Below are 14834 nucleotides of genomic sequence, written 5' to 3' on the forward strand. Positions count from 1 at the left end.
TATCTCCTTTTTTCGTGTTATTAAATTTTTTATTATTTAGATAAATCTTCTGTAAACGATTATAAAGGGGTTGAGGATATGTCTAAAGTTGTGCAGCATACGATAATCGTGGGGCTAGCCTTATTTGCTATATTTTTTGGTGCTGGGAATTTAATATTTCCGCCATCCATAGGAAATAGTGCAGGGGAATCATGGATCTCCGCTCTGATGGGCTTTAGCTTAACGGGTGTTATTTTACCTGTGCTTGCGGTGTATGCAATTTATAATACTGGGGGAACTGTGGAAGCGCTCACAAGACCAATCGGAAATTGGTTTTATAAAGCCTTTAATACGGTCATGATGGTTTGTATTGGGATGGTTGTCACAATACCGAGGATGTCAGCGACAACTCATGAATTAGGAGTATCACAAATTATTCCGAACGTACCTTTAATTGTGTCAGTATTAGCATTTTTCGCGATTTGCTTTTACTTTGCGATGGACCAATCAAATGTGATTGATAAGATTGGAAAATGGTTGACGCCTGTTCTTGTTCTTATCCTTATTATCCTCATTGGTAAAGGGGTATTAGACCCAATAGGAGCGGCAATTAATACAGGAGCAGAAAGGGTTTTTGCCAACTCCATAATAGCAGCATATCAAACAGGAGATGTGGGAACAGGTATTCTTTGTGCGCCAATCTTTTTAGCAGCAATAGTTGGTTATGGCTATAAAGGGAAACAATCTAAAAAGGTCGCGCTTGGTGGAATGGCTATTGCTGCAATAGGGTTAATTGCAGTATATGGTGGCCTGCTCTATTTAGGGGCTACAAGTAGTGGCATCATCACAAATCCTGGCAGTGATACAGAACTATTAGCGGGCATTGCCTTTAGTGTCATTGGTAATTTGGGTAAAGCGTTACTAGCTATATGTGTTGTTTTTGCCTGCTTAACATCAGCGATTGGCGTCATGGTCATATCCTCACAGTTTTTAAATGAACTAACAAAAGAGAAGCTTGGCTATAGAACGTGGGTCTTTATTATGTGTGTAGTAGGCGCAACTATTGGCTCCTTAGGTGTAGGTGCCATCGTCGAAATTACATTGCCGATTTTTTTGGTAATTTATCCAGTCATTATTGTACTTGTGCTACTGGGTGCCTTTGATCGTTTTGTACCAAATGCAGGAGCCTATAAAGGAACTGTACTATTTGCATTTCTAGTAAGCGTCGTTGAAACATTTGCTAGCTATGAAATTACGATACCTGGTGTGACACAGTTGGTCATGCATTTACCATTGCAGTCTAGTGGATTTGCTTGGATTATGCCATCTATTGTTGGCTTTATTATCGGTACTATTTTGCATAAGGTGCTGAAAGCAGAAGATCCTGAAAAATCTACTTTTGGTATAGAAGAAATAGGAGTTGAAAAATGATGAAAATTATTTGTAACGCAAAGATATATACAGTAGATACTATTCAGCCATCTGCAACTGGTATGGTAATCGAAGGAGGAAAGATACTTTGGATTGGACAACAGGAAGATTTACCCCCCTATCAGGGAGAAATAATAGATGTACAAGGAAAGGTCATTATTCCTGGGATTATTGACGCTCATATGCATCCGATTATGTTAGCGGATGTTATGGAACAAGTGGCTTGTTTACCTCCATATATTTATTCTATTGAGGATATAATTAATGCATTAGCAAACTATGATGCAAGTCAGCGGGGATGGCTATTAGGCTGGGGCTATGATGAAGGGAAACTAAAGGAAAGAAGAGCGCCTTTAAAAGAGGACTTAGACCGTGCCTCTACAGAGTTACCTGTTATTGTTATGCGTACATGTGGTCATATTATATCGGTTAATAGTAAAGCATTAGCAATCGCAGGTATTACGAAGGATACGCTTGATCCACAGGGTGGACAAATCGATCGGGATGAAAATGGAGAACCTACAGGCGTACTGCGTGAAAATGCACGTAATCTAGTACTACAGCATTTACCTACACCATCTGAAGAAGAGATTGTCAAAAGGCTCCTAAAGTTATCACAAACTTTGGCATCCTATGGTGTAACAAGTATTACAGAATTAATGGCCACGGTAGCACCAATTGATTATTTAGGCCTGTATCGTAAAGCCCGAGAAAAAGGCTTTAAGCAACGCGTAGCAGTTTATTATATCTGGGAAGATATTCAACGATATGAGCTGTTGACAGCAAATACTATTGATCGTTCTGCAGGAGCCTATATCGGAGGCATTAAGCTATTTTCGGATGGCAGTGTTTCAGGCCGTACAGCACTTGTTTCTGAGGCATTTTTGGGAAGTGATGAAAAAGGCATAGCGATGACTTCGAAAGAGGAGCTGCTAGCGGCTGCTGCGGTAGCAAAAGAATATGGTATTCAATTAGTGGTTCATGCAATGGGGGACAGAGCCATTGATCTAATTGTCGACACATTTTATCAGGAAAAGGCTTGGTTAACAGATGCACCGTCTGTTCGTATTGAGCATGCAGCCATGCCATCTAAAAGTGCCTTGCAAAAAGCTGCTGAATGGGGGATAGGCTTTGTGCCACAACCCATCTTCTTATTTTGTGAAATTGAGAGTTATTTAGAGAATCTAGGGCTAGAAAAAACACAGACATTATATGGTGTACAAACATTTCTCAAGAGGGGGATTGCGACAGCGCTCTCTTCAGATGCGCCTGCTACATCATGGGCAGAAGCGGCTAATCCCTTTGTTACGATACAAGCAGCTGTTACACGAACAGCCTATGATGGAACAGATTTAGGTACCGCAGAAAAAATCTCTGTAGAGGAGGCATTACAGCTATACACAGTTGATGCCAAGACGATGATTCGTATGGAGAACGTTGGTCAGTTAAAAGAGGGCTATGAAGCTAATTTTGTTGTACTAACAGACGATTTGCTGACGCTTTCACATAACCAGCTTATGCATGTAAAACCATTCGCTACATATATCGAAGGAGAATGTGTTTTTACACAATCCACTATTCAAGCTCAATAAATTAGTTATGAAGATGGTCGCTGCTACGACATATTTCATATATATCGCCATTCCCTTAAATATAAAAGGAAGGTGTCTCATTAGGAGGCACCTTCTTTAATGACCATTTATATCGTTGGAAGCTAATCGTGCTTTTTTCTCAGCTTTTTTACGGTCTCGTAATGCCTTAAAAAAGTCTGTTAAAATTTGACCACATTCCTCGGCTAAAATCCCTTCTGTTACATCACATTCATGATTAAAGCGTTCATCATTTAATAACTGGTAAAGAGAATCTACACAGCCAGCTTTTTGATCTCTTGCCCCATAAACAACTCGGGGTACACGTGATTGGAGAATGGCTCCTGCACACATTGGACAAGGCTCTAATGTAACATAAAGGGTAGTATCCTCCAGTCGCCAACTCCCTATTTTTTTGCAGGCTTCTTGAATCACTAACAGCTCCGCATGTGTTGTTGCATTTTGCGTTGTTTCTCTTAAATTATGCGCACGTGCAATGATTTTTCCTTCATAAACAAGTACTGCACCAATTGGTACTTCCCCAAGTAAGGCAGCCTGTTGAGCTTCCTCTAATGCTTGTTTCATAAATAAACGATCTGTGTCAAAAATATCCACTCATATCTCTCCTTAACAGTAGTGTAGCGTGCTGAATTAGTAATTGCTACTTTTAACTTCTTTTCGGATGTTATATTCATCTAAAATCATTGCAGCCATGCGTAAGCGATTGACCTGTAATATGTCGAAGCATAAATACTTGTTGACATTCCTTATATATCCATATATATTTATATATGAACACATGCTCATATATAAATATTGGAGAATGGGGTAAACTTCTATGGATGAAAAATTAAACAGTTCAGAAATGCAAAAAAATATTGATCAGCATTTAGATGAAGAGACATTATTTGTAGTATCTCAGACTTTTAAAGCATTGAGTGATCCAACTCGAATTCGTATTTTAAACTTACTTTGTTCAGATGAACATTCTGTAAATGATATTGCAGAAATTTTAGATTTAGGCCAATCAACCGTTTCCCACCAATTACGCTTTCTTAAAAATTTACGATTGGTGAAATTTAGAAGAGAAGGAACAACCATATATTATTCTAAGGACGATGATCACATTATGAATTTATTGAAGCAGGCTATTGAGCATGCGGCTCATAACTAAAATGAAATGGGGGAATAACAATGGGACATCAACATGACCATGATCATACACATGGTGCAAATAAAAAGGTATTATTACTGTCGTTTATTATTATTACAGGGTATATGGTAGTGGAAGCCATTGGTGGCTTTTTAACAAATAGTTTGGCTCTTTTATCAGATGCAGGGCATATGTTAAGCGACTCTATCTCTTTAGGCATAGCAATGTTAGCTTTTATGTTTGGGGAAAAAGCTGCAAGCTATAGTAAAACATACGGCTATAAACGATTTGAGATTTTAGCTGCAGTATTGAATGGCATTACATTAATAGGAATCGCATTATTTATTTTCTATGAAGCAATTGAACGATTTACAAACCCACCAGAAGTAGCTACAACTGGAATGCTTATAATTAGCATAATTGGTTTGTTCGTTAACATTTTAGTTGCCTGGATTATGATGCGTGGAAGTGATACAAAGGATAATTTAAATATGCGCGGAGCATTTTTACATGTACTAAGTGATATGCTAGGGTCTGTAGGCGCTATTGTTGCGGCACTATTAATTATGTTTTTTGGCTGGGGCTGGGCAGATCCTCTTGCAAGCGTTATTGTTGCATTATTGGTCGTACGAAGTGGCTACCATGTCACAAAAGCCTCCATTCATGTCTTAATGGAGGGGACACCTTCAAATGTAGATGTTCAGGAGATTATTCAGTTAATAGAGCAGACTGATGGAATAGAAAGTATCCACGATTTACACATCTGGACAATTACTAGTGGAACGAATGCATTATCCTGTCATGCGGTTGTAAATGATCAATTGAAAATAGCTGAGAGTGAGCATATCTTGCGGAAAATTGAACATAATCTTCAACATAAGGGCATTAAGCATGTAACAATTCAATTAGAAACATCCTTACATCGACATGATAATTCTATTTTATGTAAATTAGAAAATGACCATGAACATCATCACGATGAAAAATAAAATTTTTTATGACTTGCATACCCTTCTTGGGTATAGTATGATAATTACAAATAGGAGGTGTAGTGAATGGAGGAGACAGTAAAAGAGGAAGCTGGTCATACAGAGGAAGCTACGTCTTGCCGAAAAAGTCATCACCCTGAGCGTGTGAAAAAGGATTTAACAACTCGCTTAAATCGAATTGAAGGTCAGATTCGTGGTATTAAGGGAATGATTGATAAAGACGTTTACTGTGATGATATTATTACGCAACTATCTGCTACACAATCTGCATTAAATAGTGTGGCAAAAATATTATTAGAAGGTCATTTAAAGGGCTGTGTTGTGGATCGTCTATCAGAGGGCGATGAAGCAGTATTAGATGAGTTAGTAATAACGATTCAAAAGTTAATGAAAAAATAGATTGAAAACATACAAAAGGAGAGATTTTATTATGCAAAACGTAACATTAAACGTACAAGGAATGTCATGTGGTCATTGTGTAAACGCGGTTGAAAAAAACGTTGGTGCTTTAGCTGGTGTTGAACAAGTAAAAGTAAATTTAGCAGAAGGTTTAGTTGATGTTGCATTTGACGATGCACAAGTGTCACTTGATCAAATTAAAGAGACAATTGATGATCAAGGCTATGAAGTAAAATAAAATTTGTAGAGTGCTTCTGTGGCACTCTCTTATTTTCAAAAAAATATACCCCCATTCGGTATAAGGAGAGGTGAATGGTAAATGAGTTCTGCTAGTAAAGAAGCTAATTTGCAAATTACGGGTATGACATGTGCAGCCTGTGCTACTCGTATAGAAAAAGGTTTAAATAAAATGGATGGTGTAGAACATGCAACAGTAAATTTAGCACTTGAAAAATCATCTATTAAATATGACCCAACTAAACTAAGTGAAGCAGATTTTGAAAAGAAAATAGAAGCACTTGGCTATGGTGTTGTTAAACAAAAAGCTGAACTTGATATTACAGGTATGACATGTGCAGCCTGTGCGACTCGCATTGAAAAAGGGTTAAATAAACTAAGTGGTATTTCCTCTGCTAATGTCAACTTAGCACTGGAAAAAGCGATGATTGAGTTTAATCCTTCGGAAGTATCCATCGCAGATATCATTACGAAAGTTGAGAAGCTAGGCTATGGGGCACATCAAAAGGCAGATGAGCAGGAAACAGTGGATCATCGTGAAAAAGCTATCAAACAGCAACAACATAAATTTATTTTATCGGCAATACTTTCTTTACCACTGCTTTGGACGATGGTTGGTCATTTTTCCTTTACGTCATTTTTATATGTTCCAGAATTTCTAATGAATCCATGGGTCCAAATGGTATTGGCTACGCCAGTGCAATTTATTATTGGTAAACAATTTTATGTAGGGGCATATAAAGCATTACGCAATGGTAGTGCAAATATGGATGTGCTTGTTGTGATGGGGACATCAGCGGCCTATTTCTATAGTGTCTATCAAGCGATTGTAACGATAGGATCACACCATGGTCCACATCTTTATTTTGAAACGAGTGCTGTATTAATTACACTTATTTTATTAGGTAAATTATTTGAGGCAAAGGCAAAAGGACGCTCATCTGAAGCCATAAAAAAACTAATGGGACTTCAGGCAAAGACAGCAATCGTTGTACGTGACGGTATAGAAAAGGAGGTCCCATTAGAAGAAGTTATCATTGGCGATGTTATTTTAGTGAAACCAGGTGAAAAAATTCCTGTAGATGGTGAGGTAATAGAGGGGACAACAGCTGTTGATGAATCGATGCTAACAGGAGAAAGTCTACCAGTTGATAAAAAGCAAGGTGATCTATTATTTGGCTCAACTATTAACAAAAATGGTTTTATTAAAATGACTGCAACAAAGGTTGGACGTGATACAGCATTAGCACAAATTATTAAAGTTGTCGAAGATGCTCAAGGATCGAAAGCACCTATTCAACGTTTAGCAGATCAGATTTCGGGTATTTTCGTACCTATTGTTGTGGGCATAGCCATTGTAACCTTTTTAATTTGGATTATTTGGGTCCGTCCAGGGGAATTTACACCTGCTTTAGAGGTATTAATCGCAGTTCTTGTCATTGCTTGTCCATGCGCACTTGGGTTAGCAACACCAACTTCAATAATGGCAGGCTCTGGACGTGCAGCTGAGTTTGGTATTTTATTTAAAGGTGGAGAACATTTAGAGCAAACACAAGGCATAGATACAGTTGTTGTAGATAAAACAGGAACAGTGACACATGGTAAACCTGAGCTTACAGATGTTCTGTTAGCGCCAGAGCAAGATGAAGCACGTTTTTTATCCTTAATCGGGGCAGCAGAGAAGCAGTCAGAGCATCCACTAGCAGAAGCCATTGTTCAAGGCATAGAAAAACGCGGCATAGCTTTAGGTGACGTTCAGTTCTTTGAAGCAATACCGGGTTATGGTGTGCAGGCAACTGTCTCAGGTCAAGGTGTTATCATTGGCACACGTAAATTAATGCAACAATATGATATTCGTATTAATGATATTTTACCAACAATGGAGCAACTAGAACGAAATGGTAAGACAGCCATGTTAGCAGCCATTAATGGGCAATATGCAGGTTTAGTAGCTGTGGCTGATACCGTGAAAGATACATCAAAAGAAGCTATTCGTCGTTTACAGGATATGGGTATTACGGTCATCATGATGACTGGTGATAACGAGCGTACTGCTCAAGCAATTGGAACAGAGGTAGGCGTGAATCATGTTATTGCAGAAGTCTTACCAGAAGGTAAAGCTGATGAAGTAAAAAAACTTCAAGCCCAAGGGAAAAAAGTGGCGATGGTAGGTGATGGTATTAATGATGCACCTGCCTTAGCAACAGCGAATATTGGGATGGCAATTGGTACAGGGACAGATGTGGCAATGGAAGCAGCAGATATTACGCTTATTCGTGGAGATTTAAATAGTATCGCTGATGCCATTCTAATGAGTAGAAAAACAATGCGTAATATTAAACAAAATCTATTTTGGGCATTTGCTTATAATACATTAGGTATTCCAATTGCTGCACTCGGTCTGCTTGCTCCATGGGTAGCAGGCGCAGCGATGGCCTTTAGTTCAGTTTCGGTCGTATTAAATGCACTTCGTTTACAACGAGTGAAATTATAGAAAAAAGTAGTACAGACACAGATACTGAGTTTGTACTACTTTTTTATTAGTATGGGAATTGGATGGATAGTGTAAATCTCGACTTATGCATATTTTTTATAAAAGGGTGTTTTATTGAAGTATTAGTAGGCAGAATTATCTTAGCTTAGATAATTACAAGTTAAATATTCTCGAATTAAATAGCTATCAATGATCTAGAAAAAAATTATCATTCTCTTATAGTATAACGCTAAAAATCTTGTTCAATAAGATTTTTTAATTCTGTAAATCTATAACGGCTTAAGTTAATCATGTGATTACAATGATGTAATTTCACATTGTATGACTTCATGTAGTGATCTGCTTCTATGTATTCAATTTCATTTAAGGATACTAAATAAGATTGGTGTGTACGATAAAAATTAGAGCTATTGAGAATTTCCTCCAATTTATTCAAATTCTCTGAACATTCTATTGGTTCTGTATCTCTTAAATGGATCATAGTTTTCCTACCTTTTTTTTCTATATATAGAATTGAACTGATGTCAATTAAAGAGATTTTACCATTTGTTTTAATACCAATTTTTCTTTTCTTTTTATGTGTATAGCTTAGACGATCGAGAGTCTGTTTTAGTCGTACTATATTAATTGGCTTAATAATAAAATCCTCAGGATAATATTTGTATCCCTGTAAAGCGAAGTCTTGATATGCACTCATAAAAATAATTTTTATTTTTGGATGATTTTCTTTTAAAAATTGTGCAACATCAAATCCGTTAGTAACAGGCATATTAATATCCAATAATATTACATCAATTAGCGTACCTTGCTCTAGGGCAATGAACAACTCACTCACATTTGTTGTACTTAATACTATATCAATATTTGGTGATATTTTTATAATTTCATTTATCTCATTAAGAATTAATTCTTGATCGTCAATAATGGCAAGTTTTACAGACCGCATTTTTTCTAAAATTATTCCTGTTCATCAGGTAGTTCTGGCTCATATGAAAACCAAAAGCAACTACTCACTGTTGTAATAGAATTAAAAAATAATGAGATAATTCCAATGATATAAGTTATTATTTTTATCATAATAAATCTGGCCCCTTTGATGTGATTTTATTTATAAAATACTCTGTAGATAATACAATTTTCTCCCATAACGCTGTTAATGTTATACTTTGGAAAATTAAAGGTAACCAAATGCAATACATTATTGAGTAAGGAAAAAACAAGCTTACACCGGCGAATATTACATATATGGTAATTGCAGTTATTTTTAATCTTAATATACTATCTTTATTAAAAATATGCTTCTTCTTATGCAATACGGGTGCCTTTACCATAGTAATTAAGAAACTCAAAAGTAAGAACAATAATAGTAATTTGTTATGAGATGATAAAAAATCTGTATATTTTACACAAATGATTGTCAGAGAAATAATTTGTATTGTACTAAAAACAAGGCAAAAATAATACCGAGTGAAATGAGAGCCACCAGAAAACATCCTTAATAGAGCACCCGTAAGCAAAGCTACTAAGGTTTCTGGTAAAATTCCAAATGGCCAAACAAGTAAACAAACTATTACAATTTGATTAAGCCCTGATATTATCCATTCTAGGCCATAGCGAATCTTATTTTTACTTTTTTTAAACTGTGGATTTTCAGCAATTACAAGATTTGATAGGTTTGTTGCCAATGTATTTGGCATGAGAAGTTTAAGCATAATGTCCTCCGTATGGTATTTTTACAATAAATGTAATCATGTCATCTATAACTTCTAGATGAATGTGACCTCCGTAATTTAAGACAATATTCTCAACAATGCTCAATCCTTGTCCATTGTTTGAGGCATTATTTTTTGTTGTGAAACCTCTATTGAAAATTTTATTAATACTTTTTTGTAATACTTCTTCAACCATGAAATTACTCAATTCTATTATAAAGAATTTTTTATCTCGATAAATTTTTAAATTAATATATCGCTTTTCCTTATCTAATTGTTCTACAGCTTCAATTGCATTAAGTAGTAAATTACCTAATATTCTATTCGTTTCATAAAACTTACATGGGAAGTTGGATAAATCGTCAGAAATGTGGTAGTAGATATTAATTCCTTTATTAATTGCTTTTTCTTTGTAAGAAAGCAATAACCCACCAATGGCTTCTGATGCTACAGGTAATACATCACTTATATATGAAGTTTCATCCAAAACTGAATTAATATAGTCAATTGATTCTCTATACTTCTCATTATTTAGCATTTTCTTTAAAGCCAAAATGTGATGAATAAAGTCATGTCTAAGCGAACGTATTGTTCCAATCTGTTTTAAAATATCTTCTTCATATTGAATATCTATAGAAGCGGTAAGATTTTCAATTTTAGTAACCATATGATGATGAATTAAATACAACACTGATAATGTAATAATTACTACTAAAATTGTAGATAATAAATGAAAAAATTTTAACTGATTGTACTCAAATATGAAGATATAAAATAAAAAAAGAGTACCGAATAATAAAAATAATACAGACATCATTTTATGGTTTTTATTTTCTATTTTTCTAAACGAAATTGGAAGTTTAAATTTAGTTGTTTTTAGTATTATAAAAATAATTCCCATTATAAGAAGATTAGGTATAAGTCTAACTAAAGGTGAAGTATTTAATGATATGTATGGAACTTCCTTTAAAAGAAGCGATCCTAGTACTTCAGATACTATTAAAGAAATACAACCTAGCAATATAGCGGTAATAGAAGCTAAAAAATTTAGATTAGTGGCAAATGTTAACAAAAATCCAATTATTAAAATTAATATAATTAGGTATAAACCGGGTGACATTACTTCCTTTATCATTACCAAAACAATACTTCCATAGAAGCTAACAACCAATATTGGTATTAATCTAGTTTTGAAAGATATACCAATAAACTTGTATCCTACACAAATAATAAAAAATGTCTCCAAAAACGCCCCAAAAACGCCAAGCACCACTACTATTTCCCTCCTGATTTTACAAATATAACATAAAAACATGTAATTAAGTACATGTTTTTGTCTTTTTTTATATAAAAAGAAAGAAATAGGGTTTTCTTTTTTCTTATTAGTACTAAATACGCCAGAATTGGCACCAACTAAACATTGGTAATTAAATAAATTAGTATATTTGGTAAAATTAAATTGTATTAAACAAAAATTGGGTTTTATGGTAGATGTGCTTTTATATCTGAATCCTAGATACAGAGATAATAAAGTCTATAAAGTATACGTGAAAAAATAGAACGGTTGTCTGGAGTGATCCAAAAGATATTAGTTAAATCCACAAACGATGAGACATTTCAAGTTTCCGATAATGAACTATTCATTAAGGATCGCTGGATTTATATAAGAATTAGCAATATGAGAAGCATTAATATTAATACAGAGGTTATTTATTAATAATGTTGAAAAATGCAAGGCAAAAACATAGAGGTGAAAAATGAAATTATTAATTCAATTTAGCATGAAAAATGCTTTAGTTTTGTTTTTGATAATCCTTCTTATTATATCGGGTGGCATTTATTCGCTAAAAGAGATGAATATGGAAAAATATCCGAAGGTTAATATTCCATATTTAACTGTGATTATACCTTACCCAGGTGCTTCGCCAGAACAATCGATGAATGATATCGGAGAGAAAATGGAAAGAGAATTCCTGAATCTTGAAGGAGCAAAGAATGTTTATACAGATGGAGTTGCTAATGCTGCATATTCAACAATAGAGTTCGATATGTCTATTGATATGGAGCTAGCAGAGCAAACAGTGAGGACAAGTGTGGCTAAGATGCAACTACCAGATTTAGCTGAAGAACCTCAATTTGAAATATCTAGTCCTGATGATAATCCTGTTGTCTTTTCCTTGGGTATTTATAATGCTGGAAATTTTGAGGGTGTTCAAGCTTTCGTAAAAGAAAATATCATTCCTAGTATTGAGGGTATTGAAGGTGTAAGTGAAGTCGAGATCGGTGGAACTATGGAAAGATATGTGTTTGTACGACTATTACCAGAACAATTGGTGATGAGAGGACTTACAATTGATGATGTTAGAGTCGCCATTAAAGCAAACAATCTATCGATGCCAATGGGTGATATTTTAGTATCAAATGAAGTATTGCCAGTTCGAGTAAATAAAGAACTTAAATCAATTGACGATGTTAAACAAATAAAGATTTTCACTGAGGTAGAGAATTGGGACAACGATAAAGCTATACATAAAACTATTACTTTAGGTGAGATTGCTGAAGTTACGTATGAAAGTAAAAATTCAAATAATATCACTCGAATAAATGGAGAACAGGGCGTAAGTGTAGGAATTATAACTAAAAGTGGAGCTAATGTAGTTGATATTGTTGATCAGGTAAAAGAGAAAATAGAGAAACTAGAAATTCCTCAGGATTACGAAATAGAAGTATTACGAGATCAATCCATTGAAATTAAGCAATCAGTATACTCTATGCTTAGAGAAGCTATCTTAGGTTCACTAATGGCTGTTATTGTAACCTTGTTGTTTTTAAAAAACATCCGTTCCACTTTTATTGCTGTTATCTCTATACCAGTATCCATACTTGCATCTTTTCTTCTAATGAAAGCAATGGACTATACTTTAAACATTATGACACTTGCAGGGATTGCAATAGCTGTCGGGCGAGTTGTGGATGATTCAATTGTTGTCATTGAAAATGTATTTAGAAGGGTTAGGTCATCTAAGGAAAGAAATGATCACCTCATACTGCAAGCTACAGGTGAAGTAGCATCTGCTATCACTTCTTCTACTATTACAACCGTAGCTGTTTTTTTACCATTAGCTTTTGTACCAGGAATTGTTGGGAGTTTTTTTAAACCACTTGCATGGACTATCGTAATATCACTATTGATTTCATTAATTGTTGCTGTTACTATTGTTCCGCTCTTGTCAAGAATTTTTCTATTGAAAATTACTCCAAATGAACATAAAGAAAATATACTACAAATTTGGTATCGCAAAATTTTAACTAGAGTGTTAAAACATCGCTTTGTAACCCTATTTGCATCAATATTGATTCTAGTTACTTCTGTCGCATTAATTGTTCCTAAGGTAGGAACAACTTTCCTTCCTCAAGAAAACGTCAATAACTTCGATGTGGAAATTACAATGGAAAAGGGAACTACCCCCGAGGAAACATTGAAAGTCACGAGTAAGGTTGAAAAAATCTTATTAGAACAAAAGGAAATTAATTTAGTAAATACCAGTATTGATGGGAAATCCGAAAAAGCAGAGATTTCATTTGTTGTAAAAGATTCTGTTGAAAATATAGATGACTTTGTTAAGGGTTTACGATCTCAGTTTACAAGTATTCCTGAGCCAGAAGGCATAACTCTGTCTGGTGTGGGAGGAATTATTGGTGGTTCTGAAAGTAGATATGTTCTTGTCGTAAAAGGAGCAAATTCAAAAGATATAGAAGAAGCTAGTGATCAAATTATTGCTTCTTTAAAAAGAGTAGAAGGGATAGAAAATATAGGTTCTTCTTTAGAAGGAGAAGAACCTGAAATAATTATTGATTTAGATGAAGATAAGCTTGCTGAAAAAGGTCTAATGCCAGCTATGGTGGCGCAAAGTCTTCGAACACTAATTAGTGGTGATATTTTAACGACTATGAGGGTAAGAGACGAAATTAATGAAATAAATATAGGGCTAAAGATGGATAACGTAACATCTTTGGAAGAACTTGGTAAACAAAAAATTAATAATATTATGGGGGAACCAGTAGCTCTTAATGAGATTGGCGAATTGAAAAAAGTTGATAATATCTCAGCTATTTCTCATTTGAATGGACATGAGTATATTATGATCTATGGGACAATTGTTGACGAAAAAATTGGAAATGTAATTAAAAAAGCGGATGAAACAATAGATAATTTGGATTTACCGAATAATGTTAATTATTACAAAGAAGGTGTATCTGCATCAATGACAGATGGCTTCACAGAGCTATCTATAGCTATAATTGTTAGTATTTTCCTGGTCTATTTAGTAATGGTCATTGCTTTTAGAGAAGGAAAAGCACCTTTTGTAATTTTATTTGCTATACCATTTTCTATCATTGGAGCACTAATTGGTCTTTACATTGTTAATGAGCCTATTGGTATGCCTGCAATGATCGGATTACTCATGTTGAATGGTATTGTCGTAACAAATGCTATAGTCCTAGTTGATAAGATAAAGAAAAATGAAAGTAGTGGTATGACTAAATATGAAGCCTTAATTGAAGCTGGGGTTGTACGTATTCGACCAATCTTAATGACAGCTATTGCAACAATTGGTGCTTTAATCCCAATGGCTATATCTAATGACACTGGGATGGTTTCTAAATCGCTCTCTGTAGTTGTAATAGGTGGACTATCCACTTCTACATTTTTAACGCTCTTTATTGTCCCAGTACTATACAGCATATTCACACCTAAATTAGAAAATGTAACGAAGTAGATGTAATAGCTAATACAAGTTTTTCTTATATATTGAAGTATTTAATTAACTATATGGAAGAGTGGTAATT

Annotated in this window: 12 protein-coding genes; 8 read left to right on the top strand and 4 right to left on the bottom strand. The window is 34.7% G+C overall.

Translation table 11 applies throughout. The features are described from left to right. Positions 1 to 78 precede the first annotated feature (78 nt). Positions 79 to 1410: a branched-chain amino acid transport system II carrier protein gene (gene brnQ / locus MKY76_RS00130; protein ID WP_054548497.1), complete on the top strand. Its 1332-nt coding sequence runs from the start codon at positions 79 to 81 to the stop codon at positions 1408 to 1410. After that, complete coding sequence (locus MKY76_RS00135) at positions 1407 to 3002, top strand: amidohydrolase (protein ID WP_342557235.1); 1596 nt, start codon at positions 1407 to 1409, stop codon at positions 3000 to 3002. The genes brnQ and MKY76_RS00135 overlap by 4 nt, the downstream gene beginning before the upstream one ends. A gap of 96 nt (positions 3003 to 3098) precedes the next feature. Here the strand turns inward: MKY76_RS00135 and tadA are convergent, their stop codons facing one another. Continuing rightward, the gene (tadA, locus tag MKY76_RS00140) at positions 3099 to 3614 is read right to left on the bottom strand and encodes a tRNA adenosine(34) deaminase TadA (RefSeq protein ID WP_342557236.1); all 516 of its coding nucleotides are present in this window, start codon (positions 3612 to 3614) and stop codon (positions 3099 to 3101) included. A 223-nt stretch (positions 3615 to 3837) separates the two neighbouring features. On the opposite strand from tadA, the gene MKY76_RS00145 reads away from it, so the two are divergent. The 5 genes from MKY76_RS00145 to MKY76_RS00165 all read left to right on the top strand — a co-directional run bounded on the left by MKY76_RS00145 (position 3838) and on the right by MKY76_RS00165 (position 8271). Next, positions 3838 to 4173, top strand: coding sequence for a metalloregulator ArsR/SmtB family transcription factor (locus tag MKY76_RS00145; RefSeq protein ID WP_004233978.1), 336 nt, complete (start codon positions 3838 to 3840; stop codon positions 4171 to 4173). A gap of 20 nt (positions 4174 to 4193) precedes the next feature. Next, entirely contained in the window at positions 4194 to 5141 is a 948-nt protein-coding gene (locus MKY76_RS00150) for a cation diffusion facilitator family transporter (protein ID WP_342557237.1), read from the top strand. A gap of 66 nt (positions 5142 to 5207) precedes the next feature. Beyond that, entirely contained in the window at positions 5208 to 5540 is a 333-nt protein-coding gene (locus MKY76_RS00155) for a metal-sensing transcriptional repressor (protein WP_342557238.1), read from the top strand. Positions 5541 to 5571: 31 nt separating this feature from the next. Continuing rightward, positions 5572 to 5778 carry a copper chaperone CopZ gene (copZ, locus tag MKY76_RS00160; RefSeq protein WP_036121975.1) on the top strand — a complete coding sequence of 69 codons (207 nt, stop codon included), beginning with the start codon at positions 5572 to 5574 and terminating at the stop codon, positions 5776 to 5778. An 81-nt stretch (positions 5779 to 5859) separates the two neighbouring features. Next, positions 5860 to 8271, top strand: a complete 2412-nt coding sequence (locus MKY76_RS00165) for a heavy metal translocating P-type ATPase (RefSeq protein WP_342557239.1) — start codon at positions 5860 to 5862, stop codon at positions 8269 to 8271. Between the two features lie 229 nt (positions 8272 to 8500). Here the strand turns inward: MKY76_RS00165 and MKY76_RS00170 are convergent, their stop codons facing one another. The 3 genes from MKY76_RS00170 to MKY76_RS00180 form a co-directional block, all read right to left on the bottom strand. Continuing rightward, positions 8501 to 9217 carry a LytTR family DNA-binding domain-containing protein gene (locus MKY76_RS00170; RefSeq protein ID WP_319839772.1) on the bottom strand — a complete coding sequence of 239 codons (717 nt, stop codon included), beginning with the start codon at positions 9215 to 9217 and terminating at the stop codon, positions 8501 to 8503. Positions 9218 to 9344: 127 nt separating this feature from the next. Further along, positions 9345 to 9983 carry an accessory gene regulator B family protein gene (locus MKY76_RS00175; RefSeq protein WP_066037881.1) on the bottom strand — a complete coding sequence of 213 codons (639 nt, stop codon included), beginning with the start codon at positions 9981 to 9983 and terminating at the stop codon, positions 9345 to 9347. After that, entirely contained in the window at positions 9976 to 11256 is a 1281-nt protein-coding gene (locus MKY76_RS00180) for a GHKL domain-containing protein (protein WP_319839773.1), read from the bottom strand. Before MKY76_RS00180 ends, MKY76_RS00175 begins: the two co-directional genes overlap by 8 nt. Before the next feature lie 484 nt (positions 11257 to 11740). On the opposite strand from MKY76_RS00180, the gene MKY76_RS00185 reads away from it, so the two are divergent. Beyond that, complete coding sequence (locus MKY76_RS00185; RefSeq protein ID WP_342557240.1) at positions 11741 to 14764, top strand: efflux RND transporter permease subunit; 3024 nt, start codon at positions 11741 to 11743, stop codon at positions 14762 to 14764. The last annotated feature ends 70 nt before the right edge of the window (positions 14765 to 14834 follow it).

The organism is Lysinibacillus sp. FSL P4-0201 (assembly GCF_038593425.1).
Classification (GTDB): Bacteria; Bacillota; Bacilli; order Bacillales_A; family Planococcaceae; genus Lysinibacillus; species Lysinibacillus capsici.

What these genes read in the sequence shown, in the direction of transcription:
- brnQ (WP_054548497.1), top strand. Translation starts at nt 79, where the DNA reads ATGTCTAAAGTTGTGCAGCATACGATAATCGTGGGGCTAGCCTTATTT.
- MKY76_RS00135 (WP_342557235.1), top strand. Translation starts at nt 1,407, where the DNA reads ATGATGAAAATTATTTGTAACGCAAAGATATATACAGTAGATACTATT.
- MKY76_RS00145 (WP_004233978.1), top strand. Translation starts at nt 3,838, where the DNA reads ATGGATGAAAAATTAAACAGTTCAGAAATGCAAAAAAATATTGATCAG.
- MKY76_RS00150 (WP_342557237.1), top strand. Translation starts at nt 4,194, where the DNA reads ATGGGACATCAACATGACCATGATCATACACATGGTGCAAATAAAAAG.
- MKY76_RS00155 (WP_342557238.1), top strand. Translation starts at nt 5,208, where the DNA reads ATGGAGGAGACAGTAAAAGAGGAAGCTGGTCATACAGAGGAAGCTACG.
- copZ (WP_036121975.1), top strand. Translation starts at nt 5,572, where the DNA reads ATGCAAAACGTAACATTAAACGTACAAGGAATGTCATGTGGTCATTGT.
- MKY76_RS00165 (WP_342557239.1), top strand. Translation starts at nt 5,860, where the DNA reads ATGAGTTCTGCTAGTAAAGAAGCTAATTTGCAAATTACGGGTATGACA.
- MKY76_RS00170 (WP_319839772.1), bottom strand. Translation starts at nt 9,217, where the DNA reads ATGCGGTCTGTAAAACTTGCCATTATTGACGATCAAGAATTAATTCTT.
- MKY76_RS00175 (WP_066037881.1), bottom strand. Translation starts at nt 9,983, where the DNA reads ATGCTTAAACTTCTCATGCCAAATACATTGGCAACAAACCTATCAAAT.
- MKY76_RS00185 (WP_342557240.1), top strand. Translation starts at nt 11,741, where the DNA reads ATGAAATTATTAATTCAATTTAGCATGAAAAATGCTTTAGTTTTGTTT.